Source organism: Acetobacterium sp. UBA5834 (genome assembly GCF_002435675.1).
Classification (GTDB): Bacteria; Bacillota; Clostridia; order Eubacteriales; family Eubacteriaceae; genus Acetobacterium; species Acetobacterium wieringae.
The window spans coordinates 62,585-88,680 of record NZ_DJGY01000017.1 but is presented as its reverse complement, the minus strand read 5'-3'; the positions used below and the strand labels follow the sequence as shown (position 1 = coordinate 88,680).

Annotated in this window: 29 protein-coding genes, 1 tRNA gene and 1 riboswitch; of the genes, 6 read left to right on the top strand and 24 right to left on the bottom strand. The window is 45.3% G+C overall.

What is annotated here, in order from left to right:
* The first annotated feature begins 287 nt into the window (after positions 1–287).
* Together B3F51_RS03950 and B3F51_RS03945 are read left to right on the top strand one after the other, a co-directional pair.
* Positions 288–542, top strand: a complete 255-nt coding sequence (locus tag B3F51_RS03950; RefSeq protein WP_286806537.1) for a hypothetical protein — start codon at positions 288–290, stop codon at positions 540–542.
* A 246-nt stretch (positions 543–788) separates the two neighbouring features.
* The gene (locus B3F51_RS03945) at positions 789–1,823 is read left to right on the top strand and encodes an Rpn family recombination-promoting nuclease/putative transposase (RefSeq protein WP_286945573.1); all 1,035 of its coding nucleotides are present in this window, start codon (positions 789–791) and stop codon (positions 1,821–1,823) included.
* A 437-nt stretch (positions 1,824–2,260) separates the two neighbouring features.
* On the opposite strand, the gene B3F51_RS03940 is transcribed toward B3F51_RS03945, so the two are convergent.
* The 15 genes from B3F51_RS03940 to B3F51_RS03870 all read right to left on the bottom strand — a co-directional run bounded on the left by B3F51_RS03940 (position 2,261) and on the right by B3F51_RS03870 (position 13,061).
* Complete coding sequence (locus B3F51_RS03940; protein WP_070370999.1) at positions 2,261–2,764, bottom strand: GNAT family N-acetyltransferase; 504 nt, start codon at positions 2,762–2,764, stop codon at positions 2,261–2,263.
* Positions 2,765–2,895: 131 nt separating this feature from the next.
* Positions 2,896–3,363, bottom strand: a complete 468-nt coding sequence (locus B3F51_RS03935) for a GyrI-like domain-containing protein (RefSeq protein WP_175440922.1) — start codon at positions 3,361–3,363, stop codon at positions 2,896–2,898.
* Positions 3,364–3,569: 206 nt separating this feature from the next.
* Positions 3,570–4,475: an FMN-binding protein gene (locus B3F51_RS03930; RefSeq protein WP_286945572.1), complete on the bottom strand. Its 906-nt coding sequence runs from the start codon at positions 4,473–4,475 to the stop codon at positions 3,570–3,572.
* A 197-nt stretch (positions 4,476–4,672) separates the two neighbouring features.
* On the bottom strand, positions 4,673–5,257 hold the full coding sequence (locus B3F51_RS03925) for a chromate transporter (RefSeq protein ID WP_070370997.1): 585 nt from the start codon (positions 5,255–5,257) through the stop codon (positions 4,673–4,675).
* A complete protein-coding gene (locus B3F51_RS03920) occupies positions 5,254–5,847 on the bottom strand; it encodes a chromate transporter (RefSeq protein WP_286806528.1) in 594 nt (197 codons plus the stop codon). Before B3F51_RS03920 ends, B3F51_RS03925 begins: the two co-directional genes overlap by 4 nt.
* Before the next feature lie 10 nt (positions 5,848–5,857).
* Positions 5,858–6,544, bottom strand: a complete 687-nt coding sequence (locus B3F51_RS03915; protein WP_286806526.1) for a 4'-phosphopantetheinyl transferase family protein — start codon at positions 6,542–6,544, stop codon at positions 5,858–5,860.
* 157 nt (positions 6,545–6,701) lie between these two features.
* On the bottom strand, positions 6,702–6,911 hold the full coding sequence (locus tag B3F51_RS03910; RefSeq protein WP_286806524.1) for a (Fe-S)-binding protein: 210 nt from the start codon (positions 6,909–6,911) through the stop codon (positions 6,702–6,704).
* Positions 6,912–7,014: 103 nt separating this feature from the next.
* A tRNA-Gln gene (locus tag B3F51_RS03905) sits at positions 7,015–7,089 on the bottom strand.
* 93 nt (positions 7,090–7,182) lie between these two features.
* Complete coding sequence (locus B3F51_RS03900; protein ID WP_070370993.1) at positions 7,183–7,965, bottom strand: TatD family hydrolase; 783 nt, start codon at positions 7,963–7,965, stop codon at positions 7,183–7,185.
* Positions 7,959–9,293 carry a CCA tRNA nucleotidyltransferase gene (locus B3F51_RS03895; RefSeq protein ID WP_286945571.1) on the bottom strand — a complete coding sequence of 445 codons (1,335 nt, stop codon included), beginning with the start codon at positions 9,291–9,293 and terminating at the stop codon, positions 7,959–7,961. The genes B3F51_RS03900 and B3F51_RS03895 overlap by 7 nt, the downstream gene beginning before the upstream one ends.
* Positions 9,283–9,861 (bottom strand): HDIG domain-containing metalloprotein, encoded by a 579-nt coding sequence (locus B3F51_RS03890; RefSeq protein ID WP_070370991.1) that lies wholly within the window; start codon positions 9,859–9,861, stop codon positions 9,283–9,285. The genes B3F51_RS03895 and B3F51_RS03890 overlap by 11 nt, the downstream gene beginning before the upstream one ends.
* A complete protein-coding gene (locus B3F51_RS03885; protein ID WP_070370990.1) occupies positions 9,858–10,043 on the bottom strand; it encodes a hypothetical protein in 186 nt (61 codons plus the stop codon). Before B3F51_RS03885 ends, B3F51_RS03890 begins: the two co-directional genes overlap by 4 nt.
* Before the next feature lie 68 nt (positions 10,044–10,111).
* Positions 10,112–10,921, bottom strand: coding sequence for an aminotransferase class IV (locus B3F51_RS03880; RefSeq protein ID WP_286945570.1), 810 nt, complete (start codon positions 10,919–10,921; stop codon positions 10,112–10,114).
* A 188-nt stretch (positions 10,922–11,109) separates the two neighbouring features.
* Complete coding sequence (gene pabB, locus B3F51_RS03875) at positions 11,110–12,480, bottom strand: aminodeoxychorismate synthase component I (RefSeq protein ID WP_286945569.1); 1,371 nt, start codon at positions 12,478–12,480, stop codon at positions 11,110–11,112.
* Positions 12,474–13,061 (bottom strand): anthranilate synthase component II, encoded by a 588-nt coding sequence (locus tag B3F51_RS03870; RefSeq protein WP_070370987.1) that lies wholly within the window; start codon positions 13,059–13,061, stop codon positions 12,474–12,476. Before B3F51_RS03870 ends, pabB begins: the two co-directional genes overlap by 7 nt.
* 255 nt (positions 13,062–13,316) lie before the next feature.
* Positions 13,317–13,485: riboswitch (cobalamin riboswitch) on the top strand.
* Between the two features lie 115 nt (positions 13,486–13,600).
* Between B3F51_RS03870 and B3F51_RS03865 the strand changes: the two genes are divergently transcribed.
* Both B3F51_RS03865 and B3F51_RS03860 read left to right on the top strand, forming a co-directional pair.
* A complete protein-coding gene (locus tag B3F51_RS03865) occupies positions 13,601–14,134 on the top strand; it encodes an ECF transporter S component (protein ID WP_084633582.1) in 534 nt (177 codons plus the stop codon).
* 97 nt (positions 14,135–14,231) lie between these two features.
* On the top strand, positions 14,232–14,963 hold the full coding sequence (locus B3F51_RS03860; RefSeq protein WP_286945568.1) for an alpha-ribazole-5-phosphate synthase: 732 nt from the start codon (positions 14,232–14,234) through the stop codon (positions 14,961–14,963).
* Positions 14,964–15,077: 114 nt separating this feature from the next.
* Here the strand turns inward: B3F51_RS03860 and B3F51_RS03855 are convergent, their stop codons facing one another.
* The 3 genes from B3F51_RS03855 to aroF form a co-directional block, all read right to left on the bottom strand.
* The gene (locus tag B3F51_RS03855; RefSeq protein WP_286945566.1) at positions 15,078–15,689 is read right to left on the bottom strand and encodes an FUSC family protein; all 612 of its coding nucleotides are present in this window, start codon (positions 15,687–15,689) and stop codon (positions 15,078–15,080) included.
* A 174-nt stretch (positions 15,690–15,863) separates the two neighbouring features.
* Positions 15,864–16,757: a prephenate dehydrogenase gene (locus B3F51_RS03850; RefSeq protein ID WP_148638129.1), complete on the bottom strand. Its 894-nt coding sequence runs from the start codon at positions 16,755–16,757 to the stop codon at positions 15,864–15,866.
* Complete coding sequence (gene aroF, locus B3F51_RS03845; protein WP_070370983.1) at positions 16,757–17,767, bottom strand: 3-deoxy-7-phosphoheptulonate synthase; 1,011 nt, start codon at positions 17,765–17,767, stop codon at positions 16,757–16,759. Before aroF ends, B3F51_RS03850 begins: the two co-directional genes overlap by 1 nt.
* Positions 17,768–18,363: 596 nt before the next feature.
* Here aroF and B3F51_RS03840 point away from each other — a divergent pair.
* Positions 18,364–19,647 carry an O-acetylhomoserine aminocarboxypropyltransferase/cysteine synthase family protein gene (locus B3F51_RS03840; protein WP_070370982.1) on the top strand — a complete coding sequence of 428 codons (1,284 nt, stop codon included), beginning with the start codon at positions 18,364–18,366 and terminating at the stop codon, positions 19,645–19,647.
* A gap of 29 nt (positions 19,648–19,676) precedes the next feature.
* A complete protein-coding gene (gene metA / locus B3F51_RS03835; RefSeq protein WP_148638131.1) occupies positions 19,677–20,597 on the top strand; it encodes a homoserine O-acetyltransferase MetA in 921 nt (306 codons plus the stop codon).
* Between the two features lie 40 nt (positions 20,598–20,637).
* Here metA and B3F51_RS03830 read toward each other — a convergent pair whose 3' ends face one another.
* From B3F51_RS03830 to B3F51_RS03805, 6 genes are all read right to left on the bottom strand, one after another.
* The gene (locus tag B3F51_RS03830) at positions 20,638–21,057 is read right to left on the bottom strand and encodes a hypothetical protein (RefSeq protein ID WP_070370980.1); all 420 of its coding nucleotides are present in this window, start codon (positions 21,055–21,057) and stop codon (positions 20,638–20,640) included.
* A 317-nt stretch (positions 21,058–21,374) separates the two neighbouring features.
* Complete coding sequence (gene mtnK, locus B3F51_RS03825) at positions 21,375–22,661, bottom strand: S-methyl-5-thioribose kinase (RefSeq protein ID WP_286945565.1); 1,287 nt, start codon at positions 22,659–22,661, stop codon at positions 21,375–21,377.
* 108 nt (positions 22,662–22,769) lie between these two features.
* Complete coding sequence (locus tag B3F51_RS03820; RefSeq protein ID WP_286945564.1) at positions 22,770–23,543, bottom strand: ABC transporter permease; 774 nt, start codon at positions 23,541–23,543, stop codon at positions 22,770–22,772.
* A complete protein-coding gene (locus B3F51_RS03815) occupies positions 23,543–24,160 on the bottom strand; it encodes an ABC transporter ATP-binding protein (RefSeq protein WP_228880305.1) in 618 nt (205 codons plus the stop codon). The genes B3F51_RS03820 and B3F51_RS03815 overlap by 1 nt, the downstream gene beginning before the upstream one ends.
* A 43-nt stretch (positions 24,161–24,203) precedes the next feature.
* Positions 24,204–25,028, bottom strand: coding sequence for a nitroreductase family protein (locus B3F51_RS03810; protein WP_070370976.1), 825 nt, complete (start codon positions 25,026–25,028; stop codon positions 24,204–24,206).
* Between the two features lie 40 nt (positions 25,029–25,068).
* On the bottom strand, positions 25,069–25,899 hold the full coding sequence (locus B3F51_RS03805; RefSeq protein WP_070370975.1) for an undecaprenyl-diphosphate phosphatase: 831 nt from the start codon (positions 25,897–25,899) through the stop codon (positions 25,069–25,071).
* Positions 25,900–26,096 lie beyond the last annotated feature (197 nt).

The window sequence follows — 26,096 nt, the reverse complement described above, 5'->3', positions numbered from 1 at the left end:
CGAATAATTTGCTGAATAACACCGGATCAGGAAGCTGAACCATAACATAAGATGAGAACAGCTGTCGATGCGAACTTTTTCGGCGATGTAGAATTCAGTGATGTAATCCAGCGGGTGGTCAGAAAAGTGTTCCAGGTGAACCATGGTTGATGCTTCCTTAAAGTGCTTAATGATTAATCATTATACCATAGTTGAAAAGCCGGGTTTAGCCGGAATAGTTTGATTAAATCAAGACTGTTTTGACACTTATAATTTGCTAATTAACAATCTATCTCCTGATCTTAGACATGTTGCTTCAAAACAAAGAGCGCTTAATCACCCTGCTCATGCCCCAATCTGATGGGACGGTTCCCAAGTATGCTGTTCCCAGAACAACCAAGACCCAAATCCTCTACATGTCCGAACTGCTGGTGCGACTGATGAAGGAATTCTGTGACAGCCGGAATCTCAAACAGCGGGATGTCGTGGATGCTGCTCTAATTGAATATTTTAAACGCTATGGCTATCAGCGGGAAGTGGACAAACTGCTACAGAAACGTTGATCTAACGATTTCAAACTCCGAATTCCCCCAAAAAGTTGTTCCATATTTCCCGTCAGTGCCGTCAGTCGTGACAATTTTCTGATGGGATGGACGGGACTGACGGCAATTACGGAGGAAAAAAGATGGGAGTGAGATAATCAAAGGATTGACATGATCAATTCATCAGCAAAGAAGATGCCAGCAGTTTTAATAGCATTTTAAAGGGAAATCAATTATAATGATATCAACATTGAAGAAGGTGAACGAATGAAAAATAGTGAGACAAAAATACAGAATCCCCATGACAAGTTTTTCAAGGAAATATTCTCCAATCCGTTAGTGGCCAGAGATTTCATCGAGAACTACCTACCTGAACCGATTTTAAAAATAGTTGATCTAAATGAACTGGAAATTCAGAATGGTAGCCACGTTGATGCAGAACTCAGTGAGTTATTCTCAGACATGTTATTCAGGACAAAAATCAATCAGCGGGACGGTTATCTTTATTTTCTGTTTGAACACAAGAGCTATCCTGACAGAATGGTTGCACTGCAGTTACTGACGTACATGGTTCGAATCTGGAACCAGAAAGTCAACAGAGAAAATGACACCCATATCCCAGTGATCATCCCGCTGGTGATTTACCATGGAAAAACGCAATGGAAGATTGGACCGATGCTTAGTGATCTGATTATGGATTTTGAAATGTTACCGGAAGAAGTCAAACAAATGACACCGAATTATCGCTACCAGCTCTATGACTTATCACAGTTTTCAGATGAAGAAATTAAAGGAAATGCAGAATTGATGATTGCATTGTCCATTTTCAGAGATGTTTTCAAGAAAACTAGTCAGGAATTTCTGGAAACGATTTTTAAGGCAGCCAGAGCCCTGGATGAGTTGGAGGAAATGGAAACTGGACTTCAGTATTTTGAAACCTGCATGCGTTATATTCTAACATCCGGTCTACCGCTGTCAAAGGATCAATTGAATACCGTTATTAAGCAATTAGCCGTAACCTACAAGAAAGGGAGTGAAGTAACCATGACATTAGCTGAAGTTTTAAGAGAAGAAGGTTTTGAAGAAGGTATTGAAAAAGGAAAAAAAGAAGGAATTGAAGAAGGAAAAAAAGAACTGGCGATTGGTCTTGCAATTAATCGATTAACCAAGAGATTTGGAATAATGCCTTCAGAGTATCGGGAAAAAATCAATACCCTTGATCTGAATTCTCTGGAAATGTTGAATTACGAAATCGATGATTTACACTCGATCGAAGATGTCAGGAAGTTCTTAGGTATCTGATTTAATGTATGATGACGGAATCAGTGGGCAGATGGAGTGCCACCAATCACTGAACAAATGCTTGATCTCCAAAAAATTTCTCCCGTATTTGCCGTCAGTCCCGGCAGTGCCGACAGTTTTTGAATGGTTGCTGACTGGACTGACACGACTATCGGGATTTTGGGAAGAAAAAAGCTTAGAGCGATGGCTTTTAAATAGGGCAATCTGCCGTTGTGGCTGAACCATAACATAGGATGTTTTTAAATTGGTTGAAGTCGTAAATTGGGAGTGACAACTTCATGTCGAACCATAACATAGGCTGTTTTACCTTAACAACACCTCAGTTTGTGTAAGTTTCCCCAACATTTTTTAAGCAATTGTTCAGCTTAGGAATAATCAAAAAGATGCTGAATGATTTTTACCTCATCCAGCATCTTTTTGCCATTTTATTATTCTATTTATTTAATCAGGGCATACATGCAATAGTCAGTGATCTTACCGTTTTTGAATATCGCTTTCTTACAGATTCCTTCCAGCTGGAAGCCTGCCTTTTCCAGCGCTCTTCGGGAACCGATATTATCAACGAAAGGACGACTATAGATTCTAAAAATATCAAAATTGGCAAAACCATTTTCACAGGTTTGCATAATCGCTTTGGTCATAATCCCTTTTCCCCAGAAAGGTTCGCCCAACCAATACCCCAATTCGGCCGTCTTGCAGCTGACATCATCCTGCAGCAGCAATCCTACCGAACCAATCGGTTCATTGTCAATGACGATGGCTTTAATTGACTGTTTGGTCTGGTCACGGTGCATACACTGGTCAATAAACATATGGGCATCATCCAACGTGTAGGGTGATGGAAACGAGTTTCGCAAGAAGCAGGCAACCTTGGGGTTATTGGCATAGCGAACCAAATTTTCCGCATCATCCAGTTTCCAATCTCTTAATTCAAATTTCATCTTTCTTCCTCCTGTATAGAATTAGTCATGCTATGTCAAACCAATGCCCTGGTAAAAAAAAGAGCTTTTGTCTGGCAAAAACATGCGAGTTGACATTTTTTGACAGAGAAGTTACCTCTTTGTAAAGCTGATTATTCATTCTTAATCGGCATTACAATTTTAGTGAGCCATTCGCTTTCCGGAAACGCCGGATCATTATAATAATATTCGTAGGCAATTCCTTCCGGTTGACAGTGATTGGTCTCAAACCATTGTGCCATCTCCCCATAAACCGGTTCCATTTCGGCGTAAGGCCCCCGATACATACAAAAGATGGTTTTTCCTTCCGGAATCAGGCCCGGTTTGACATCGCCCTGTCCGGGAAATGGTTTGGCGACCGGAAATCCGATTTCTACATCAAGTTGCTGCATATCCATGTTATGATAAGCAACAAATGGTACATCAGTCATCAATTCCCCGATCTCGTTGAGATAGGCAACAATCTTTCCGTAGCTCTCACCGATTAACTGCGGCAATTCTTCGACCCTGGTAATCGTTCGAATAACCAGAGTGGGCTGTTCCCTCTGTTTGATCGTTTCAATATTTGACATTTTCGGCATGTCTGACCCTCCTTAAAATTTTTTTGCCTACTTAAATTGCGCTTTTTAAATATTTCTACCCTCTTTTTTCCTAAATATTGAAATAATTTTTATTTAAAAAAAGACCCCTACGCTTTAAATTTCTTTCGTTAAGAAACTTAAAGAGCAGAGGTGTTTTATCGCTTATGACCATTTTTTTCGTGGTAACTAAAATCAACTTAACTGTCTTACAGGCTGGGCAAGGTTCCCGAAATCACGGCTGGCTCCAGTGCATTGATAACGGCCTGCATAATTCCCGTTGAAGTATAAGTTGCCCCGGAAACGGTATCAACCAGCGGAGTCTGGGCGGCAATGATGGCGGCCGGTACCGCATCAATGGCCTTGCCATAATATTTGACATTGTTTTCATTATGAGAAACCACCGACACATCAGTAATCACATTTTCAGCCACCGTCACACTAACGGTCAGCTCCGGTCCGTAACCTTCGGCCACCCCGGTATAGGTGCCATCCTGCAAATCGACGCTACCCAAAAATAGATTGGCTTTGGTCACCACCGTATCGGTCACCGAGGCATCCGGTGTCGTTACCGGGGTGCTTTCCGTTGTCGATGCACTGGAATTTTCTGCTGTTACGGAATTGCTCTGATCAGCGGCTGTCGCCGAAACCGTTTTTGTGCCATATAATTTTTCCACCGAAGCCTCCACTTCCTTTAACGAACTGTTAAAAAAAGCTTCTGGGCCCATGATTCCGCCAACCTCCCAAAGATGAACCCCCAGAAAAACAATCAGTACCACAGTTAACCAGCGGTGTGGTTTAATCCAGGCACACTTACCCCGCAGCATTTTTCTGAGAAAATAGGTTAGTCCCAACAGAACTCCCATGACCATACAGAGGGTTCCAAAGTTAAATGACAGAATTGCTCCCGAGGAAAAGAACCCATGAACACAGGCGGTGATCACAAAAGCGATTCCCATGGTTTTATGTGAATTTCTCAGATTTCGATTGATTTTTGCGATGAATTCATTTTTTCTGGTGCCCTTATTGACAATTCGCAATAAGTAGATGATGGCCAACAAAGCGGCAAAAATGACGCTTAGCCAGGCCGTTAATACATTAATGATAACAGTCATCTCAATTCCTCCTTTTTTATTTATCATAGCAGGCGATTATGACATCTTTGTGTCAATTTCATTAATATATCATGCTTTTGTGATGTTTCTGTGATCATCACACCCTTTTAATTATTCCTTAAGTCATTTCTGCCAAAATCGCATCGGCGTTTTTGACAAAAAAATAAGATCTACTGCATAGCAGTAGATCTCGGTACCTAATAAAACATCGGCACTACCCCAAAAAACAACATCCCCAAGGCCGCAGAGATCAGAATCAGTTTGATCGGATGGAGTTTGTAGCGGAAATAGACAAAGACACCAATACTAAAAATAATAATTTCCAGATATTGGAGACTGGCAAAGAAATCGCTGACCGAGTGAATTTTGGCCTCATGACCAATAAACCCACTGGACATCAACAGCAATACTGCCGAGGCAATCAACCCGATTACCACCGGTCGCATTCCATAAAGAGCGCCCTGCACCCATTTGTTCTGCTGAAAGTTGGTAAACGCTTTGGCAATAAGCAAAATAATGATAAATGAAGGCAACACCACCGCTGTGGTGGTGGTCAGTGCTCCCGGAAGCCCCCCCATCTCCATGCCCACAAAGGTGGCAATATTTACCGCAAAGGGCCCCGGGGTCGATTCCGCCACGGCAATAAAATCAGTCAGCTCCAATAGCGTCAGCCATCCGTGAGCCACCACTTCCTGCTGAATCAGCGGAATCATCGCATATCCGCCGCCGATGGTAAACAAGCCGATTTTGAAAAAGGTGATAAATAAATCGAGATACATCATTTTTTCACCTCGTCACGTTTATCATCCGCTTGTTTTCGGTTTAACCAGACCTGATATAAAAGGCCCGATACAGCACCACCCAGTAACAGGTAAATGACATTGATGTCAGTAAAGGAAGCTAGACAAAAGGCCAGCATCAAGATCAACACCGTCAGGGGTGTGTACTCCCCCTTTTTGCCCATTTTAACCACCGCCCCCAGGATTAACACAATAACCCCGGCCCGAATCCCTTTAAAGGCATACCCTACCCATTCCAGGCTTTGAAACGCCTGGAAGAACAGAGCAATTACACTGATAATTGTAAAGGACGGAATCACCACCCCCAGGGTTGCCAACAAAGAACCCCAAAAACCAGCCACTTTGTAACCAACAAAGGTTGCCGTATTGATGGCAATGACTCCGGGGGTGGCTTCGGCGATGGCAAAAATATCCAGAATATCCTCGCTTTTTATCCACCGATGCCGTTCGACTGTTTCGTATTCGATCAGTGGGATCATCGCATAACCGCCACCAAAGGTGAACAGACCGATTTTAAAAAAGGTAATGAACAGGGTTTGCAGTTTTTCCTTTTGATTTGTTGATATTCCCATTAATTCGCTCCTATAATGTGATCCATTCCAGACACTCCTGAAAAGCACCTGTATCCGTGACAGCCCAGATAACATAACCTTCCAGCTCCGGATAATTTTTAATCACCACGGATATTCTATCCCCTTCAGAGATGCTAGCCGTTGCGGCGGTTATTGCCGCTTCCCGGTGACAATCGATCGCAAAAGTATGCAGCGGTAAATTGAAGCCCTTGCCAGTGTATTTCATATACGCTTCTTTTAGCGCCCAGAGATCATAAAAACCCTGCTGCTGTTCTTCCTGCGGCAAGGTCAGGAGCCAGTCTACCTCACTCGGGGCAAAAAAACGTTTAGCCAGCCTTAGTTTCGGTTGAGCCATTTTTTGAATGTCCACCCCGACTGGTCGGGAACCCAGACCGCAGACCACATAATCGCCGGAATGGGAGAGGTTAAAGCAGATCTGTGGATAATCAACCAGCCACGGTTTACCAGATGCTCCGGCCTCGAGCACCAGTGGGCCATCGATACCATAACTCTGGGCTACCGCCTTTTGCAATAATATTTCAGCACCCACCGATAGCGCCTTGGCTGCCGGGGTTTTTAACCGCCGGGCTTTTTTCTGCCGTTCTGTTGATACCGCCCTCAGGGCTGCTGCTAAACGGTGGGGTTTAGATAAGCTGCGGACATCGGCGATAAAAATCCGGTTTTTTTGGTTTTCCATTTCTTCTCCCTTGCTGACCTGATTCTTTCGTTGGGCAATCCCGCTTACCACAGGTCAATCTTCATCAGACGAGTCGGGATCATTTCTATGTATCGATATTTAGATTATACTAAAAAAGATAAGAGCGGGCAAACAATGCTGATTGTTTGCCCGCTCTTTAGTCTCTGGTTACATCGATGAGTGTTTGAATTTCCTGGCGTTTTTTTTCATACTGGTCACCTCTAAGGGCTGAACAGCCGCCAATGTTCTTTTTACCCTGCAGCAGTTTTTCAGCAAAAGCCATACAGTTATTTTCACCACAATTTTTACAGTTGGTATGCGGCAAATACTCATAAATATCAAAAGCGCTGATTTTCTGATCCGTCATCTTGTTCTCCTGATTATTACTTTGTGCAACGGGTCTTTCCAGCTGCACAGATATAACAAAACCTGCTTTTTAAGGTATCTTAAAAAGCAGGTTAGCTTTCATTTGGCAGAGGTAGCAGGATTCGAACCTGCGAGTGATGGAGTCAGAGTCCATTGCCTTACCGCTTGGCGATACCCCTTTATTCATTTTCTGTCCCGAAGGTACGCTAAACATTTTATCTGAATTTACATTGATTGTCAAGGAAAATGAATAATTGATTTGCTTTTTTTATTTATTTCGTCTTTTCGCTGATACCAAACACTCTTTTGGCATTACAGGTGGTAATTTCGGCCACCTCTTCCACCGCCATCCCCCGGATCCGGGCAATTTCGGCCGCCACCAAACCCACATAGGCTGGCTCATTCCGTTTGCCGCGATGGGGGGTGGGTGTCAGATAGGGACTGTCGGTTTCGATCAGTAACCGCTCCAAGGGCATCATGGCGACGACTTCCGGCAGTTTCCGGGCGTTGCTGAAGGTCAGTGGCCCGGAAATCGATAGATGAAAGCCCATCTCCAGAAAGACCTTGGCCATTTCCACCGAGCCACTGTAGCTGTGCATGATGCCACCGTACTCCGGCGCAAAATATTCCTTTAAGATCCTAATCATATCCTCCATCGATTCCCGGTTATGAATCACAATCGGCAGCGCCACCGCTTTGGCGATGATCAGCTGGCGGATAAAGACCTCCTGCTGGACATCCCGGGGGGAATAGTCATAGTGGTAGTCCAGACCAATTTCGCCAATCGCCACCACCTTTTCTTTTTTTGCCCATTCCCTTAACAGAGCATCGTGTTTGTGAGCGTCGTAATCCTTGGCATCATGTGGATGAATCCCCACAGTGGCATAAACCATCGGGTATTTTTCACTCATGGCCACGGCCCGGAAGCTGGAGGCTTCATCCGCACCGGGATTAATGATCAACTCCACTCCGGCAGCCCGGGCGTTTTCCAGCACCGCTTCCCGGTCCTCGTTAAATTTCTGATCGTCAATATGGGCATGGCTGTCAATTAGCATTTGTGTATCTCCTTTGCTTTTTCAATTAAAACTTCTTTTTCATTTTGATAAACTTCATCCATGACACCGGCCAGCAGTTGATTAAGAATCCAACCGATTTCGGCCCCGTTGGTGATCCCTAGGTCAATCAGATCATGACCGTTGACAGCCAGATCTTTTAGTGAAAAGCAGGCCGCTTCGGCAATCACCTGATCCAGCAGCACTTCCAGTCTTTGCAGCGATGCCAACCGGTCACGATACTCTGGCGCCTGGGCCAGGTTATCAGCCCGCTTAATTGCAATCAGATCCCGAAACAGGGGCTCCGACAAACGGTTCAGCCAGCGCTTGACACTCTTTTTATCAGACTCAATCAGGGTATCGTGGTATTTTATCAGCAGACAGACCGAATCAATAATACTTTTACGGATCCGCAGAGCAGTTAATCGCGCCCGGGCCATCGCTTCCGATACCTTGCTATGACCTTTAAAATGACCAACACCAGCTTCATCCCGGGTAAAGGTTGCAGGTTTTCCCAGATCGTGAAACAACATCGCCCAGCGCAACCGGGGCACCGGCGCCAAGGTTTCCATGGCCACCGCCGTATGGGTCAGGACATCATAGCAGTGGTGGGGATTCATCTGATCAAAGTTTTTAGCTGGCAACAGCTCCGGGATCACCACCCCCAGCACGGCGGTTTCTGCCAGGATGATTGCTTTGACATTTTTTCCACAGATCAGTTTATCCAGTTCAGCGGCAATCCGCTCGGCCGAAATATGACAAAGTTGTCCACAATTCTGCCGGATTGCCATGCCGGTTTCCATTTCCAGGGTAAAGCCCAGAACTGCGGCAAAACGCAGGCCCCGCAGAATCCGCAGGGCGTCCTCGGCCAGTCTCTGGTGCGGATCGCCAACACAGCGGATCATTTTATTCTTAATATCCTGACTGCCCGCAAACAGATCAATTAGACCTTTTTTAGGATGATAGGCCATCGCATTGATGGTAAAATCCCGCCGGGCCAGGTCATCGGCCAGATTTCGGGTAAATGCTACCGTATCCGGACGGCGATTGTCCGAATAATCACCTTCAATCCGATGGGTGGTTATTTCAATCGCCATTCCTTCAATCATGACGGTTACGGTACCGTGGCGGATGCCTGTTTCAACGACCCGATGGTCAGAAAAACAGGCGATAATTTCATCTGGGGTGGCGTCGGTGGTCATATCAAAGTCCGTCGGCGGGGTGCCCAGCAGAAAATCCCGGACACAGCCGCCCACCAGATATCCACAGAATCCACAGCTTTCCAGTTGTTTAAAGGCCTTTTCTACCGCAACCGGGAGATTAAGCTTCATTACTTCCCAGGCCGATCTCATCGGCCACGGCCCGCATACCCAGAATCGTTTCCTGCATCAGCTCGTCCAGCGAATAACCGGCCATTTCGGCGCCTTTGGTAACCACCTCCCGATTAACCCCGGCGGCAAAACTGGCAGTTTTAAATTTCTTTTTCACCGATTTCAGTTCCAGATCATTAACGCTTTTGGATGGCCGCATATAGGCACAGGCAGTAATCAGTCCGGCCAGCTCATCGGTGGCATAGAGAATTTTTTCCATCTGGTGGGTGGGCTCAACGTCAGCGCAAAGACCAAAGCCATGGCTGACCACACTATTGATAAAAGCGCGCTCGTAATCGTTCGCTTCCAGAATTTCGACCACTTTAACACAGTGCTGATCGGGGTACTTTTCATAATCCAGATCATGCAGCAGTCCGACAATGCCCCAGTACTCCGGATCTTCCCCTTCCAGTCGGGCAAAATGTTCCATCACCCCCGAAACCGCCAGGCCATGATTAACCAGAGATTCACTTTCATTATATTCTTTTAATAATGCCAGTGCTTTTTCACGATCCAATTGTGTACTCATTTTATCACCTCATGCTTTTTAAAATTAATTGATAACTTGCCATTTTCCAATGCCAAAACAACCATTGCCTTGGTTTTGCTATTTACTTCGCTTATTAAAGGTATTTTAACACAGTTTTCGTCCAATCGACAAAAGCTGGCACAAATTATTAGGCTTTTTTCATCAACAAAAAGCCCTGCCATGAATTTTTCTCTCCATGGCAAGGCTGGTGCTTAATTTCGTTAATTAATCATTCAAACTCTACAACTTCTTAACGCTGCCCCCAGGCTTGTTGAAATAACCCATCGATCCGGGCCGTCAGGGTTTCTGGGCCAACCCCGTAACATCGTTTATCGAGCTGCTTCACCGGCATGATTTCCATCAGCGAATTGGTGATAAAAACTTCATCCGCTGCCAGCAAGCAATCACTGCTGTAGTACCCCTCTGCGATTGGGATCTGATTGGTTTTTAGCAAGTCAATTACCCGGTTGCGGACAATCCCGGCCAGCAGCCCGCAATCCCTTGCCGGGGTGCCGACTTGGCCGTTTTTGATTAAAAAGATATTGGTCATACACCCCTCAGCCAGATGGCCCTGGGTGTTATAAAAAACCGCTTCGCTAAAGCCTAGGGCTTTGGCTTCATTTAATATCAGCAGGTTCTCCAGATAATTGTTGGACTTAATACTCACTAACCGGGATTTTTCATTGCGGATGGTATCAGCGGTGCAAATTTTTACACCCTGCTCAAACATCCGACGGTCATAATGGTTTTCCCGGGCCGTGATCAGCAGGTTATCAGCGGTTAGTCCCTTACTGAGGGTAACCCTTAGGCCACCCCGAATCATCGCATTTTTGTCAATAATCTGCTGACACTCGCTTCGGATCTGATCAGGATGAATGGTCAACTTCAGGCCCATCACCAGGGCACTCTGTTTGAACCGTTCCATGTGATCCTCAAAGAAAACCAGCTTGCCCTGGGCCACGTTGATGGTTTCAAACACCCCATAGCCATAAAGAAAGCCCTGATCCAGCGGGATCTGCGGTTTTTTTGAAATTTCCCCGTTATAACTGACGTAGTCCATTTTTCTCCCTCTATTCGGAAACTGCATAGCTTTAAATTACAAACAACTATTGCTTTACGATCAGTTTCCACAAACAATTGTGTAACGTGTAGGCGAACAGTTCAGCGAACTGTCCGCCGTACAGTGTAACAATTGTTTCGTGCGAAACTGGTCGTAAAGCTCACGGCACTTAAGTAACACAGTTGTATTTAATACCGTTTCAATGCATCCATCAGGGCGCGACCCTTATCGAAGGTTTCCTGATACTCAGACTCGTTGTCGGAATCCCAGACGATTCCGCCGCCGACCTGAAAATAGCCTTTGCCATCCTTGCAGACAATCGTCCGGATGACAATATTCAGATCCAGATCACCGTTAAAACCAATATAGCCAATCGAACCGGTATAAATGTTTCGCTGGGTCGGCTCCAGTTCATCAATAATCTCCATCGCCCGAATCTTTGGTGCCCCGGTAATTGAACCACCAGGGAAGGTCGCCTTAACACAGTCAATGGCATCCAATTCGTCCTTCAACTCGGCCGTCACTGTGGAGACCAGGTGAAAAACGGTCTGATATTCTTCCAGTTTAAACAATTCCGGAACCTTGACGGTGCCGGTTTTGGCGATTTTTCCGAGATCATTCCGTTCCAGATCGACAATCATCAATAGCTCGGCCTTATCCTTTTCGCTGTTGATCAGAGTCTCACGATTAGCGGCATCTTCAGCCGGAGTTTTGCCCCGGGGCATGGTTCCTTTAATTGGCCGGGTTTCAATGTTTTTTCCCTGAACCAGAATAAAACGCTCCGGCGAACTGGAGACAATCTGACCGACCCCAAAATCAATATAGCTGGCAAAGGGAGCCGGGTTGATTTTTCTAAGTTCACTGTATAATTCCAATGGGCTTAACTGTAAATCAGCATTAAAGCGCTGAGTCAGATTGGTCTGGTAAATATCTCCAGCTAAAATATATTCATGCACCGCATCCAGGGCTTTTAGATATTCCGGTTTGGTAAAATTACCCCGGAATTCCAGATTTTCATTGATTTTAAAGTCCGAACGAATGGCGACCTTGGGATCACCGGCAAATCGAGCGGCTAAGCGGCTGACAATATCGGCTTCGTTTTCTTCAATCCCCAGAGCCGCCGCATAGGTTTTTTCTTCTTTATGATCGATAATCACAATGCCATCGTAAAAGCCCATAAAACAATCCGGGACATTAACATCATCCACTGCCGTCCGGGGGAAGGCTTCCAGATGATGACAAAGATCATAGCCAAAATAACCGACCGCCCCGCCAATAAACGGAAACGGCGATGAATAATCCATTTTATACTGTTTTAATAGTTTTTGCAGTTCATCAAAAGGATCGCCAGTAACCGTTTTCGTCTCCGTCTTGGTTTTAATGGTGATGTCTTTATCCTTGCTGGTAAAGACCAGCAGCGGATCCCCGCCGATAAATGAATAACGTCCCAAGCTGTCCGGGTCTCTCCCGCTGTCGAGGAAGAAACTGTAGGGCTCATCCTTAAATAAAAGATAGCTTTCAAAACTTGTTAGGTCGGTTTTTATTTCTTGTATTAGCATCGCACACCATTTTCTTTTGTCGCTTGAAAAAAGTTATCCAGTAATTCCATGCCCATTTCGGTGAGAATCGCTTCAGGATGAAACTGCACCCCTTCGATATGATAATCCTTATGGCGCATCCCCATAATCTCATTTTGATCGGTTCTGGCGGTAATCTCAAAAAAATCGGGAATATCCCGGTTTTCCACCACCAGAGAATGGTAGCGCGTCACCTTCAGGGGATTATTAAGACCGTCAAAGACTCCGACATTGTCATGGGCAATGGCATGAACCTTGCCATGCACTGGCTCCAGCGCTTTGGTAATCGTACAGCCAAAGGCCTGACCAATGATCTGATGTCCCAGACAAATGCCCAGAATCGGGATTTGTCCCTTAAAACGGTGAACCACATCCAGACAGATGCCGGATTCGTTGGGGGTACATGGCCCCGGTGATAAAACAATCATCGACGGTGCCATCGCAGCAATCTCGTCGAGAGTGATTTTATCATTTCTTTTTACGATCACCGTTTCATTGAGTCCCTCCAGATACTGGACTAAATTATAGGTGAAAGAATCATAGTTGTCGATCATTAGAATCAATTTTTATACCTCATAGTATTAATCATTTTGAGCTGTATTGTATCATACTCCAAGGGTTTTAGACAATGAATTATAGCTGGAATATTTGGCGATAATTTTCGGTTGGTCCGGTTTTTTCGGGTTTGATTTACACCAGAATTTACCCCCAATCCCGTGATTCTCCATTCCCGCTTTGCATTTTTTACTTACAATGATTACTAGCCCCGGACAATTTCAATTTGACAAAGCGATTCCCGATGTGCTATTATTCTTCCAAGTAAATAAAGCTTTTTTGGTGCCTTGTAAAAGGAGAATAGGGAAACAGGTTAAAATCCTGTAGGGACCCACCACTGTATCGTTGAGCACTTGTCATCACCACCTCACGGGAAGGGACAATACTGCAATGAAACGGACTCAGGAGACCTGCCAGAAATGATTCCATTTGGACGACGGTAAAGTTCACATCTGTATTGGATGTGGGCTTTTTTGTTTGACACCGGAATCGGTTCGTCTTTTCTTTGGCCATCAAATGCTTTATAATAAAAATCAAGGAGTTCGTTATGAAAATCAACACCCGACAATTAGTTTTTATGGCACTTTTAATTGCCCTTTCTTTTGTAGGCGCCCAGTTAAAAGTTTTTGGCACCATTGCCTTTGATTCACTACCGGCTTTTTTAGGCACCCTGCTGATGGGCCCTGTGGCGGGCGCAATTATTGCGATTATTGGTCATCTTTTAACCGCCCTTACCTCGGGGTTCCCGATGACCCTACCGGTTCACCTGGCCATTGGCCTGGGAATGGGGTTAATCATGGTAGCCACCTGGTATACTTATGTTTTTGTTAAAAAGGCCAGTAGCGAAATTGTCGCTCTGATTGTCAGCGTTATCGTTGCCGCCGTCTGTAACGGCCCGATCCTTTTGTTACTGTGTTCGCCGCTGCTGATTCCAATGTTAACCTGGCCTGGAGTCATCGCAATGATGTTTCCTCTGGCGCTAGTCGGCGGCATCAACGCTCTGATTGCCGCTCTGATCTTTAAAGCCTTACCACTGTCAGTTAAAAATCAGGTCGCTTCGGTAACCTCAACCCAGGTTTAACCGGCTAGCGTTTACCCTACTGCCGCTATTACCAAATGACTCACCAAGCCCAGGACACTTTCACTATTAGCAAACCAATCCCCCAAAGGAGGATCTGATGAAAACTTATCAATATCGTGACCTGTCGGTCATTGAGCTTCCCGATACCCTCCTGATCACGGCCTGTGACAGCAGCGGTGGTGTCGGAGAGAAACCCGGGGACGAATTGTGTGTTCCTACAAAATATATTTCGATTTTTGCCGCCCGGGTCTGTCTTTTTGAGCTGCTATCCTGCGGCACCGAGATTATCAGTCTTTCCAACACCATCGTCGGTGAAATGGAGCCCACTGGCGCTGCCCTGATCCAGGGAATTAAGGAAGAACTGGCGCGGGCTGGCATCGGGGAACTACCCATTAACGGTTCAACTGAAGAAAATTTCAAAACCTGCATGACCGGCTTTGGCATTTTTGTTGTGGGCATCGCCAAGCGATTACGAATCACCCCCTCTGCACCCGGGGATTTAGTGATCTGCATTGGCAAACCCAAATTCGCGGCCGCTCTTGTTCTCGAAGGTGATCCGGAAATCGCCGATTATCAGGATCTTAAGACCTTAACCGAAAATCCCGCTGTTAATGAGATTGTACCCTGTGGCTCCAAGGGAATTTTATACGAAGCCACCAATCTAGCCACCATTCATCAGTGCCAATTTGAAGCGATGCCCAATAATCTGAATGTAGTGGATTCTGCCGGTCCGGCCACCACCGTAATTGCCAGTATCAAACCTTTTGCCTTACCCGAACTGGCGGCGGTCTTCAACGCAAAACTGACGGTAATCGGTCATCTTAAATAATTTTTTTTACTAAAAAAAGACCACCTGGTATTCGGGTGGTCTCTTTTTTAAGGGGAGGGGTAATTATATTTTAGTTTGTCCAGACGTCACAAAAATCCAGAATAAACGTAAAACCTATGGTTTGAATAGCATATACAAAAAACTTGATACTTTAAACTTCTGATGGTCATTACCCGGTTTTTCTGCCTTGGTGACCAGCTCTTTTTCTGTTTCTGATCCCTCATCAGCTGACTTTTCGTCGCATTCCGGAACCTTGATAAACCGATTGATTAAAAACGCCACAATGATCCCAAATGCTGTTTCCAGCAGCCTTAACATTGCCAGCATATAGCTGCCAGCGTCCTGGGGATAGGTGGTCATGACACTGAGAAACATCACACAGGTAATAACAATGGCACCTGCTTTATGAAAATTATTACATAGATAGATCAGTAACATAATACCCAGCGGAATAATAGCCACATAGGCAAATTCATAAGGAATTAAGTTAGCGGCAAAAATGCCCAGCAGTCCCGCTGCTCCACCAAAGATGGTTCCCAATATCCGATTCCAACCCGTTTCGATGGAATTTTCAATGCTCGGCCCCATGGTAAGCACCGCTGCAATTGCAGCAAACAGTGGATTAAACTCCGGTCCCATTATTGCAAATACCACCACACAGATGAATACTGCCAGCACCGTTTTTATGTTTCTCATACCAAGGGATGGCAGATGACATAATTTCATGATCTTTTTGCTCCAATATTTATTTAACTTTTACCCTCTTCGTTTTGTTCCCACTAAAAATTATGATTTCAAATGTTTCTTTACCTAGAGTATACTCCCATATTTAATTAAGTCAATAGCGTAATCATTTTCAGGCTGATGTAATAGTTTTCACAGCGTATCTCTTAAGCAAACTCACAGATTTTTTAAGCTTTTCGCCGCCCGAATCTCCCCCATGGCAATGCGTTTTTCCCGAACCGATTGAAGCCGGTCAATCAATTCTTCCTTTTCATCCAAACGGATCATGTCTTTCATGGCAGCCAGGCTGGACTCAAATTTCTCAATCTGATCAAGCAAATTTTTACGGTTGCACATAAACAATTCCGTCCACATCGGGGCATTGATCATGGCAATCCGGGTCAGATCACCAAAGCTGCCGCCTTCAAAATCAGTAATCGACAGATCATCCTCACAATCAACCAGGGCCGCCGCAATCACATGGCAAAGCTGGGAGGTGAAGGCTATTTTCTGGTCGTGAATTTCGGTGGTGGTTTCAACAATATGATTAAAACCCAGATCCGTAACAATGTCCCGGATCAACCCAATATTCTCCGGCTGATTGGAGGGTAAGGGGGTCAAAATATAATTCCGGTTCTTAAAGATCCGATCATCGGCCCCGCCGAAGCCTTCTTTTTCACTGCCCGCCATCGGGTGTCCGGGAATATAATCGATATCTTTGCGCAACAGATTGCCGAGGTTTTTAAAGACCACTTCTTTGACCCCGATAATATCCGTGACAATCGCCCCCGGCTTGAAGTCTTCCATGTACAGGGCTAAAAAAGCCAGGGTGTCCATTGGGGTCAGGCAGATAAACACCAGATCGCATTGGGGCAGCATTTTTTGAAGCCCCGCTGAGTCCCAGACCCCTTGATCAATCACGCCCTGATCCAAGGCCTTTTTAATCACCGACGGGTTTAAATCATAAGCCCAGATTTCTCGGGGCCCCTGCTTCCTGAGTCCCATGGCCAAAGCCCCACCCATCAGACCCAGGCCGATAAAGCCAACGATGGAATCTTCACGTTTTTTCATTACATCACCTTGTTCTCAAATTCGGCGTATTTTTTGACCGTGATCATAATTTTATGGAATTGTTCCGGGGTAATCGACTGTTCGCCGTCACACAGGGCTTCTTCCGGATTGTTATGAACCTCAATCATCACCCCATCGGCACCGGCAGCGATGGCGGCCTTGGTCAATGCTTCAACCGTCCAGGACAGCCCGGTGGCATGACTGGGGTCAATAATAATCGGTAAGTGACTCTTTTGCTTGAGCACCGGAATACAGCTGATGTCCAGGGTATTTCGGGTGGCGGTTTCAAAGGTGCGAATGCCCCGTTCGCAGAGAATTACCTTATCATTGCCCTCCTTCATGATGTATTCAGCCGACATCAGGAATTCCTGCATCGTCGATGACATCCCCCGTTTAAGTAAGATCGGCTTGTCAATTTTTCCCAATTCCCGGAGCAAATCAAAATTCTGCATGTTTCTGGCACCTACCTGAATAATATCGACATCTTCAAAAGCTTGCAAATGCTCCAGCGACATCAGTTCGCTAACAATTGGCAATCCGGTTTCTTTTCTGGCGATCTTAAGTAACTCTAATCCTTCGTATCCCAAGCCCTGAAACGCATAGGGTGATGTTCGTGGCTTGAAAGCTCCGCCCCGCAAAAAGGTTGCTCCGGAAGCTTTGACACTTCTGGCAATCGCTACAACCTGTTCTTCGCTCTCCACCGAACAGGGGCCAGCCATCACACTGATTGTCCCTTCACCGATTTTTCGGCCCTTGACGTTAATGATGGTATCATCGGGATGAAAGAGACGATTGGCTTTCTTATAGGGTTCCTGAACTCTGAGTACATTTTCTACAATACGGTTTGAACGGATTTTTTCCACATCTGCCAAGGTTGTATCCCCTACTATTCCTAGAATGGTGTGATCCACACCTTTTGAGTAATGAATGTTTAATCCCTGTGTTTCAATCATCTTGATTAACCTCTGAATATCTTCTTCTTTGGTGTTGGGTTTAACAACTATTATCATTTTCTTCCTCCATTAATTTACGAACTGATCACTCGGCCCCATTTTTATCTTCTGTGCACCGAAGACCACCAGAAAGCGCCTTACTGATTTCTGGTGATTCGCAGTCAGCATCCAAATTGCCAGCATGATCTTTGGCCTTTGACTTGCGAAAAAAAAGGAGACTTCCTAAGAAGCCTCCTAAAAATCAACTTTTATTCAATACACCGGTATCGCTAAAAATTTCTCATGGGTTGGGATTCTCAAAGGAACTTAATTGATTGTACGCAAAATAACCAAAGCTAAAAAACCAATAGCTTTGGGTGTTAACGTAATAATATTCATTTAAGTTTCTTCTTAACTCTGCCATGATATTCCTCTCAGGACACCTTACAACAAAGAAAATGAACTTTTCCACAACCTTGTTGACCTGTAACGTGTATTTTGGTTTATTATAGACCTAATTTTTATCAATGTCAAATAAATAGTGATTAAAAACGTGTTAATTTTTCATTCTTTGCTTTACATATTGACAAGATCTGGTTATTTATGTTATATTGCTTATAATTCCTACTGGAATGATATGTAATTTATTAATAATGATATAAGGAGATACGATTATGAAGGATACCCGAAAATTTGAAACGCTCCAACTCCATGGCGGTCAAAGCCCTGATCCCACCACCCATGCGGTGGCGGTTCCCATTTATCAGACCACCTCTTATGTTTTTGACAACAGCGAACACGCCCAAAGGCTATTTGGCCTGGAAGAACCGGGCAATATCTATACCCGGATTATGAATCCCACCACCAGTGTGCTGGAAGAACGGATGGCGCTTTTAGAAGGCGGCGTCGGTGCCCTGGCCTTTGCTTCCGGCTCGGCAGCCATTACTGCCACCATTCTCAATATCGCCGGTACCGGAGATGAACTGGTGGCCGCATCCACCCTTTATGGTGGTACCTACAATCTCTTAAGCGCCACCCTGCCCCGGCTCGGCATTACAACGACCTTTGTTAACCCGGATGACCCTGAGAATTTCCGCACTGCCATCAATGAAAATACCAAGGCCATCTATATCGAATCACTGGGGAATCCGGCTATTAATATTGTTGATGTCAAAGCCGTGGCCCAGATCGCCCACGATAACGGATTGCCACTGATCGTCGACAACACCTTTGCCACCCCCTACTTATTTAGGCCACTGGATTTTGGTGCTGACATCGTGGTTTATTCGGCGACCAAATTTATCGGCGGACACGGCACCACCATCGGCGGCATCATCGTTGACGGCGGCAGCTTTGACTGGGCTGGCAGCGGCCGCTTCCCGCTGTTTACCACCCCCGATGCCAGCTATCACGGCATTACCTACGCCACCGACATTGGTGCTGCGGCCTTTATTGTCAAAGCCCGGGTTCAGTTGCTCCGGGATACCGGTGCCTGCATCAGTCCCTTTAATGCCTTTCTACTGTTACAGGGTCTGGAAACCCTGTCGTTGCGCCTGGATCGGCATCTTGAAAACACTCAGAAAGTGGTCTCTTACTTGACCAACCACCCTCAGGTTTCCTGGGTTAACTATCCGTCGCTTTCTGATAATCCATATAAGTCTCTTTCTGACGAATACTTCAAAAAAGGCCCTGGTTCAATCTTCACCTTTGGCATCAAAGGCGGCATCGCCGCCGCCCGTAAATTTATTGATAGCCTGACCCTGTTTACCCATCTGGCCAACGTTGCCGATGCCAAATCGCTGGTGATTCATCCCGCCACCACCACCCATCAGCAATTGTCTGGCGATGACCTGATTGCCGCCGGTGTAACTGAAGATATGATCCGTTTGTCGATTGGACTGGAACACAGTGACGACATTCTGGCTGATCTCGATCAGGCCTTTTCTCAGGCTCTTTAGTTTTTAATCAATCACCCGGAGGTGAACCAATGCCGATAAAAATACCCACTAATCTGCCCGCCAGTCAGATTCTGACCAATGAAAACATCTTTGTGATGGATGCTGACCGGGCCAGTCATCAGGATATCCGGCCCTTAAAAATTGCCATTCTCAATCTGATGCCGACTAAAATCACCACTGAAACCCAGCTGTTGCGGCTTTTAGGAAATACACCGCTGCAAATTGAGGTAACCCTACTGCAAACAAAAACCTATGAAAGTAAAAACACCCCGTCCGAACATCTGGGCTCTTTCTATTGTTATTTTGAAGATATCAAAGAGCAGCGGTTTGATGGCCTGATTATTACCGGCGCCCCGATTGAAACCCTGGAATTTGAAGCGGTAGACTACTGGGACGAGCTCACCGAGATTATGGACTGGAGCAAAACCAATGTCTTTTCCACCCTGCATATCTGTTGGGGTGCCCAGGCCGGACTCTATTATCATTATGGAATTGAGAAGTATTTGTTGCCCGAAAAAGCCTTTGGTGTTTTTGAACACCACCTGGAACAGGCCTATGTCAAACTCTTTCGGGGCTTTGACGATACCTTCTATGTGCCCCATTCCCGACACACCGGAATCCGCCGGGAACTACTTGAGGCCCATCCCGATCTGGAAATCATGGCGGCATCCCCTGAATCCGGGGTCTATATTGTCATGGCCCAAAACGGTCGCCAGATTTTTGTCACCGGCCACAGCGAATACGACCCCCTAACCCTAAAGGGTGAATATGACCGTGATGTTTCCCAGGGTAAACCAATCAATATTCCCATCAACTACTACCCCAATGACGACCCGACTCAGCCACCGGTGGTGCGCTGGCGGGGCCATGCCAACCTGCTGTTTAGCAACTGGCTGAATTACTACGTTTATCAGGAAACACCGTTTGAATTATCCAACGCAGCCTTTTAAGGGCATTATAAAAGCGCAGGCGACCTGCGCTTTTATTTTTTTACTTAACCGTAAATTCAGTAACCGTATCGGGATCTTCCCGGTCATCAATATAAATTTCAACGGCATAGTTGCCTGGTGTGGTAACCAGCTCAGCTGGCAGAATGCCCCACAGCGGTGCATCACTGACATCACCGTTATTGATGGTCACAGAATCGACTACCTGATCTTCCAGATACCAGATAAAGGTAATATCGGTATCATCCGGGGCGTTGTGGAGTTCCGCTGCTACATAAACGTCGGTATTGACTGGAAATGAAGTGACTTCATCAATCGGCAATGAACTGTCATCTACCCCGGTTGTCATCACTGCATTGCTGACGTTGGCTGATGTTGCGCTGCAGCTGGCCCCCATCAAAAGAACCGAAACCATCATAATCGTTATGGCCACAAGATAAAGTGTTAATTTATTTTTTTTCATGACTTTTTCCTCCTGAATGATAATTTTACGCGAATAGCTGGAATCCCCTTTCTGCCTGTTATCCTAAATTCTTAACTGCAGCTTGACCGGCTAATTTACTTGCAACCGATTTCAGACATGCTTTCAGTTACTCATCCGGCTTTTTATAACCTCTTGTTTCGCTTAGCCCTCCTTTTTTTATAAAAAAGATTTCCGTTCGTTCCAACCTATTTTCGTATTCTTATTCTACCACATTTCCGTAAAAATAAACATTCCCCTGCCGACATTTCAGCAAACAAAAAACTCAAGCCAAAAATCGCTTGAGTTTATGATTCCTTCTAATTTGCCTGGCCGCTTTTACTGCGGTTCTTTAACGCCTTCATCACATCAAAATAGCGGTAGGTAATGGTTTCGATTAAGGAAATGATGTCTTCTACCGATTCCATTTCTTCCCGTTTCATAACCAACGCATCAGCAATCAGCAACGACAGACGTCTTGCACAGTTGCGGCTGACCGGGTTTTTAATTACATCAAAATCCGGCAGTGGCACAATGTTACCGACCCGACTGATAATCTGGCAACCAGCGAAACCGCAGACCTCTTTGATGTAGGTACGTAACAGCTCATCGCGATATTCGGTATACTCACGATACATTGGTTTAGCATCCTGATCCCAGCTTGCACAGTAAACCCGCTGATACTCGCTGATGAAATCGCGGATGTAGCCCAGTATTTCCTGACGATAGGCTTTCCGAGACGCTTTGGTTCCTTCATCATGGTGGAACCAGGCAATATATTCATAGATCAGGTTCCCCAACAGATAGCCGCTATCAGATGAGGACGGCCCCATGAAGGGATATTCCATGTCAATGATCTTCATTTCATTTTCGTCAATCATAATGTTGGAGGTATGCAGATCGCCATGCACCAGACACTCACTCTTTTTCATGAAAATGCCCCGCAGCTTCAGGAGCTCAACCCGCAGTTCCCGTTTTTCCCAGAGCAGATCACTCATCACCAGATGATTGGGATCTCCCGGCGGTAAATCGACTTCTCCCTCAATAAAAGATTCCCGCAGGAACAAAATGGTTTCCATAATCACCCGCATTTCCGGGTTCATAAATTTACATGCCAGTACCTTGTGGGCAACCTGATCCAGATAGATCTCAGAGGTATAAAAATTCGATTTGGCCAAAAATTCACCCATCTGTTGGGGGAATTTAGGAAACCGTTTCCCCTTGGTCAATTCAAAACGCATAATTTTCAGGCGTCCGCAGTCTTCATAAATAAAAAGATTATTGTCTGGATCAAGGTGATACATTTCCGGCAGATATTCCGGAGTGATAGCCGTTCTTAACTTGATCATTTCCGATTCCAGCTGGTTGCGCTTGGCCGTCAGCGGAGCCCCTTCGCCAAATAGTTTCAGGTAGGGTTTGGCCTGTTTGAGAATAACCGATCGCCCGCTTTCATCCCATACCCGATAGATGTGATTGACAAAACCATCGCCGTCGTCTTCGCCGCCGCCAACTTCATAAACTTCAAGTTTGGCCGCAGCTGGAAAAATATCCGTATTTTCTTTGATGTACTCAATGACGGTACTGGGTGTTAAATCTTTATAGGACATCTGCTACCTCGCATTTTTAAACGAATTCAATATTTTATAGTTTATCACGTTGCGAGGGCGAAATAAATGAACTAATTATTTGACTAATGGGAATTTTTTGCATCGATTCTACCGGATTAACCGATCATAGTCATCAAAGGCCTGCTTCCGGGTTAATAAAATCGAGAAATGAATGCCGAAATAACGGGAAATCAGAATCGCACCCATGATCACAATCTGGTAGACAATGGCTGTCATCGGCATCGAACCGCCAAGAATCTGGCCCGTCATCATGCCGGGCAGGGATACCAGACCAATAGTTTCGGTGGAAGCAATGATGGGGTTCATACAGGCAATGACGGCTTCTTTATACCAGGGCAGGGTGGTTTCCCACTGATTGGCGGCTAAAGCCAGCCGATACTGATAGAGTCGTTCATTTTGCCTTAAGCCATTGTAAAAAGTATTGATGCCGATAATGTTGCCGCTGAGGCTGTTGCCCAGCAGCATTCCCATCAGGGGAATATAATACTGGGCGTCAAAGATGTTGTCCAAACCGATGACAAATTGATTGATAAAGAGAATCATCCCCAGGTTGGGCAGACCAAAGCCGATGACAATCGGTAATAACTGTTTTTTGACGGTTAATCCACAGGTTTTAACGGTGGATAAACCGGCCGCCCCAATCATAAATAAAACATAAGCCGAGTTTACCCAGAGGTTGTTGAACAAGAAGATGTACTGCAGAAAAAAGCCCACCAGCACCAGCTGGATGGTCATCCGGAAGAGGGCATAAATCGTCCGTTTATTAAGGCCGATTCCCAGTTTAAAATTGATAATGGCCATCGGCAGCACAAAAATCAGCAGATAAAAAGGGGTATAAAAGGGTATTTCCTGAACGCCCATTACCAGCTCACCTCCCGGAGTCTCTGATTTTTATAAATATCGTCGTGGGAGACCACTAAAATGGTTTTGTCGTAGCTTAAAAGCAGCTCCACCATTTTTTTCTTCAGCTCCTGATCCAGACCGGTGGTAATTTCATCAAGAATCCAGATCTCCCGATCCAGCAGAATCCCCAGAACCAGGGCCAGCCGTTGCCGTTCGCCGCCGGAAAGGGCATCGATGTTTTTCTCGAGGGTATCTTCCGGCAGGGACATGGTTTTAAGCCAGTCCCGTAAAACCGTTTCCTGATAACTTAAATGACGGTTGACCGGAAAATTAAAAACGCTCGCGAAAACTTCACTGACTATTCCCCTGGGAATATCAGCATCCTGACTCACATAAGCAATTTTGCGGCGAATGTCATTAACCGTTTTCCCGGTCAGCCGCATCCCGTCAACCAGGATTTCCCCGGCTTCCGGTACCACAAAACCCAGCAGCATTTTAACCAGACTGGTCTTGCCCCGGCCGGACGGCGCACAGAGCAGAACCTTTTCCTGACGCTCAATTTCCAGATTAAAACCGGAAAAGATTGTCCGCTGATCATAGTTTAAGAAAATATTCCGAAATTCCAGATAGGCCATCTTTTACCTCATTTTAAACGCTGTTACACTCCGGCTGATCGCCTTATCGCCAGGATACTACCGGCTTCTTTCGGGGCACGGTGCGCTGATAAGAGACCTTGGGATAGCCCATCACCTGACAGGCAATCACTTGTTTGTTGGTCTCTTCAATCCCCAGAAAACGTCTTATTTTTTCGCTGTTGGCCGCAGCCCGGACAAAAAAGCCACTGTAGAACATTCCCAGTCCTTGGGCATGGGTCATCAGTTCCATCGACGATGCAGCCAGGCCACCATCAATGGGTGATTCCGAGACGATAATCACAACGGCTTGGGCATTAAAAAACAAATCGGTGGTTTTTTGCGGATTTGCCAGATAGCCTTCATACATCTGCAGCCACCGCTCCGCATAATAGGCAATCAGCGGTGGGGTCTTTTCCCTATCGGCCAGCAGCACTTTTCCCAGATTGTTAAGGCTTTCCAGGGCCAGTCCGGTCAACTCTGAAAGTTGATCCTGAACCACCACAAAAGACACCGGCTGACGGTTTCCGCCAGTTGGGGTAAATCGGCCAGCCTCAATAATCGTCTCCAGTTTTTCTTTTTCGATGGGCTGGTCTTTAAACTGTCGGACCGACCGCCTAAATTTAATGAAATTCAGCAGATTTTCCGGTTCGATGTCAAAGCTGGCGGCTTCATATTCCTTCACTTCGCTCATGTCGTAGTCGCTGATGCTGACGGCATTTACCGGACAGATGGCGATACAATGGCCGCATTTAATACAGGTTTTGTTAAGGACTTTGGCCTTGTCCGCTTCAATCACCAGATCCCGAGTAAAGCAATCTTCAACACATGCGCCACAACCAATACATTTTTCCTGATCAATCTTAATCATTTTTTCTTCCTTTCAACATCAAATGCCATTTCAAATTATCCTAATTACCGGTGATAAAGAAATAGAACAACACGATGACACCCAGTACAATGCGGTACCAGCCGAAAATTTTAAAATCATGCTTTTTAATATAGGTCATCAGAAATTTAATGGCCAATATGGAAGTAATAAAGGCCGAGATCATTCCTACTAATAATATTACCACTTCCCAAAGGGTAAAGGCAAAACCAAATTTAATCAGTTTTAATAAACTGATCCCGAACATGACTGGAACGGCCATAAAAAAGGTAAATTCGGCAGCCACCGTTCGGGATGTCCCCAAAATCATCCCCCCCAGAATGGTTACCCCGGATCGAGATGTCCCCGGTACAATCGATAAAGCCTGAAAGGCACCAATCTGCAGGGCCCGTTTATAACTGAGTTCCGATAACTTGACAATCTCCGGTTTACGCTTTTTGTTGTAATTTTCAATCACAATAAAAAGAATCCCATAAAGAATCAACATCGCTGCCACAACGATTGAATTCATAAAATAGGTATCGAAGAGACTATCCAGCAGCAAATAGGCCAGGATTCCCGGAATACAAGCCACCGCAATTTTTGACCAGAGGATGACCGTGTTTTTACGGATCATTATTTTTTTATCTTTAAATGAAAACGGCACCAGTTTATGCCAATAGATATAAACCACTGCCAGAATGGCGCCCAACTGAACGACGTATAAAAACATTTCAATGAACGGGTCGGACATATTCAGTTTTATAAAATCATCCACTAATATCATATGCCCAGTGCTGCTGATTGGCAGCCACTCGGTTACACCTTCCACAATCCCCAGAAAGATTGCCTTTAAAATTTCTACAAACCCCATTTTTTCCTCTCTCTTGCCTGTAATTTTAAGTCGCTTTGTCTCGAAGACCGATCCGATTGCGATCACATCTCCTTGAAACAAAAAATAAACTCATATCATTTAGTTTACTTTTTTATGCCCGAAATTACAATGTTTTTATGGAATAATGCTGAAAACAGACCGGAATCTTAAATAAAACCAAAGAAAAAAAACCGGTG

Coding starts and splice junctions, on each gene's coding strand:
- B3F51_RS03910 (WP_286806524.1), bottom strand. CDS start 6,911: ATGACGGATCAGAAAATCAGCGCTTTTGATATTTATGAGTATTTGCCG.
- B3F51_RS03920 (WP_286806528.1), bottom strand. CDS start 5,847: ATGGGAATATCAACAAATCAAAAGGAAAAACTGCAAACCCTGTTCATT.
- B3F51_RS03925 (WP_070370997.1), bottom strand. CDS start 5,257: ATGATGTATCTCGATTTATTTATCACCTTTTTCAAAATCGGCTTGTTT.
- B3F51_RS03850 (WP_148638129.1), bottom strand. CDS start 16,757: ATGAAAAAACGTGAAGATTCCATCGTTGGCTTTATCGGCCTGGGTCTG.
- B3F51_RS03900 (WP_070370993.1), bottom strand. CDS start 7,965: ATGCTAATTGACAGCCATGCCCATATTGACGATCAGAAATTTAACGAG.
- pabB (WP_286945569.1), bottom strand. CDS start 12,480: ATGCTAATACAAGAAATAAAAACCGACCTAACAAGTTTTGAAAGCTAT.
- B3F51_RS03840 (WP_070370982.1), top strand. CDS start 18,364: ATGAAGGATACCCGAAAATTTGAAACGCTCCAACTCCATGGCGGTCAA.
- B3F51_RS03915 (WP_286806526.1), bottom strand. CDS start 6,544: ATGGAAAACCAAAAAAACCGGATTTTTATCGCCGATGTCCGCAGCTTA.
- B3F51_RS03820 (WP_286945564.1), bottom strand. CDS start 23,543: ATGGGCGTTCAGGAAATACCCTTTTATACCCCTTTTTATCTGCTGATT.
- B3F51_RS03855 (WP_286945566.1), bottom strand. CDS start 15,689: ATGAAATTATGTCATCTGCCATCCCTTGGTATGAGAAACATAAAAACG.
- B3F51_RS03865 (WP_084633582.1), top strand. CDS start 13,601: ATGAAAATCAACACCCGACAATTAGTTTTTATGGCACTTTTAATTGCC.
- B3F51_RS03885 (WP_070370990.1), bottom strand. CDS start 10,043: ATGGCAGGGCTTTTTGTTGATGAAAAAAGCCTAATAATTTGTGCCAGC.
- B3F51_RS03860 (WP_286945568.1), top strand. CDS start 14,232: ATGAAAACTTATCAATATCGTGACCTGTCGGTCATTGAGCTTCCCGAT.
- B3F51_RS03935 (WP_175440922.1), bottom strand. CDS start 3,363: ATGCCGAAAATGTCAAATATTGAAACGATCAAACAGAGGGAACAGCCC.
- B3F51_RS03890 (WP_070370991.1), bottom strand. CDS start 9,861: ATGAGTACACAATTGGATCGTGAAAAAGCACTGGCATTATTAAAAGAA.
- B3F51_RS03930 (WP_286945572.1), bottom strand. CDS start 4,475: ATGACTGTTATCATTAATGTATTAACGGCCTGGCTAAGCGTCATTTTT.
- B3F51_RS03945 (WP_286945573.1), top strand. CDS start 789: ATGAAAAATAGTGAGACAAAAATACAGAATCCCCATGACAAGTTTTTC.
- B3F51_RS03880 (WP_286945570.1), bottom strand. CDS start 10,921: ATGGACTACGTCAGTTATAACGGGGAAATTTCAAAAAAACCGCAGATC.
- mtnK (WP_286945565.1), bottom strand. CDS start 22,661: ATGTCCTATAAAGATTTAACACCCAGTACCGTCATTGAGTACATCAAA.
- metA (WP_148638131.1), top strand. CDS start 19,677: ATGCCGATAAAAATACCCACTAATCTGCCCGCCAGTCAGATTCTGACC.
- B3F51_RS03940 (WP_070370999.1), bottom strand. CDS start 2,764: ATGAAATTTGAATTAAGAGATTGGAAACTGGATGATGCGGAAAATTTG.
- aroF (WP_070370983.1), bottom strand. CDS start 17,767: ATGATAATAGTTGTTAAACCCAACACCAAAGAAGAAGATATTCAGAGG.
- B3F51_RS03950 (WP_286806537.1), top strand. CDS start 288: ATGTTGCTTCAAAACAAAGAGCGCTTAATCACCCTGCTCATGCCCCAA.
- B3F51_RS03830 (WP_070370980.1), bottom strand. CDS start 21,057: ATGAAAAAAAATAAATTAACACTTTATCTTGTGGCCATAACGATTATG.
- B3F51_RS03805 (WP_070370975.1), bottom strand. CDS start 25,899: ATGGGGTTTGTAGAAATTTTAAAGGCAATCTTTCTGGGGATTGTGGAA.
- B3F51_RS03815 (WP_228880305.1), bottom strand. CDS start 24,160: ATGGCCTATCTGGAATTTCGGAATATTTTCTTAAACTATGATCAGCGG.
- B3F51_RS03810 (WP_070370976.1), bottom strand. CDS start 25,028: ATGATTAAGATTGATCAGGAAAAATGTATTGGTTGTGGCGCATGTGTT.
- B3F51_RS03895 (WP_286945571.1), bottom strand. CDS start 9,293: ATGAAGCTTAATCTCCCGGTTGCGGTAGAAAAGGCCTTTAAACAACTG.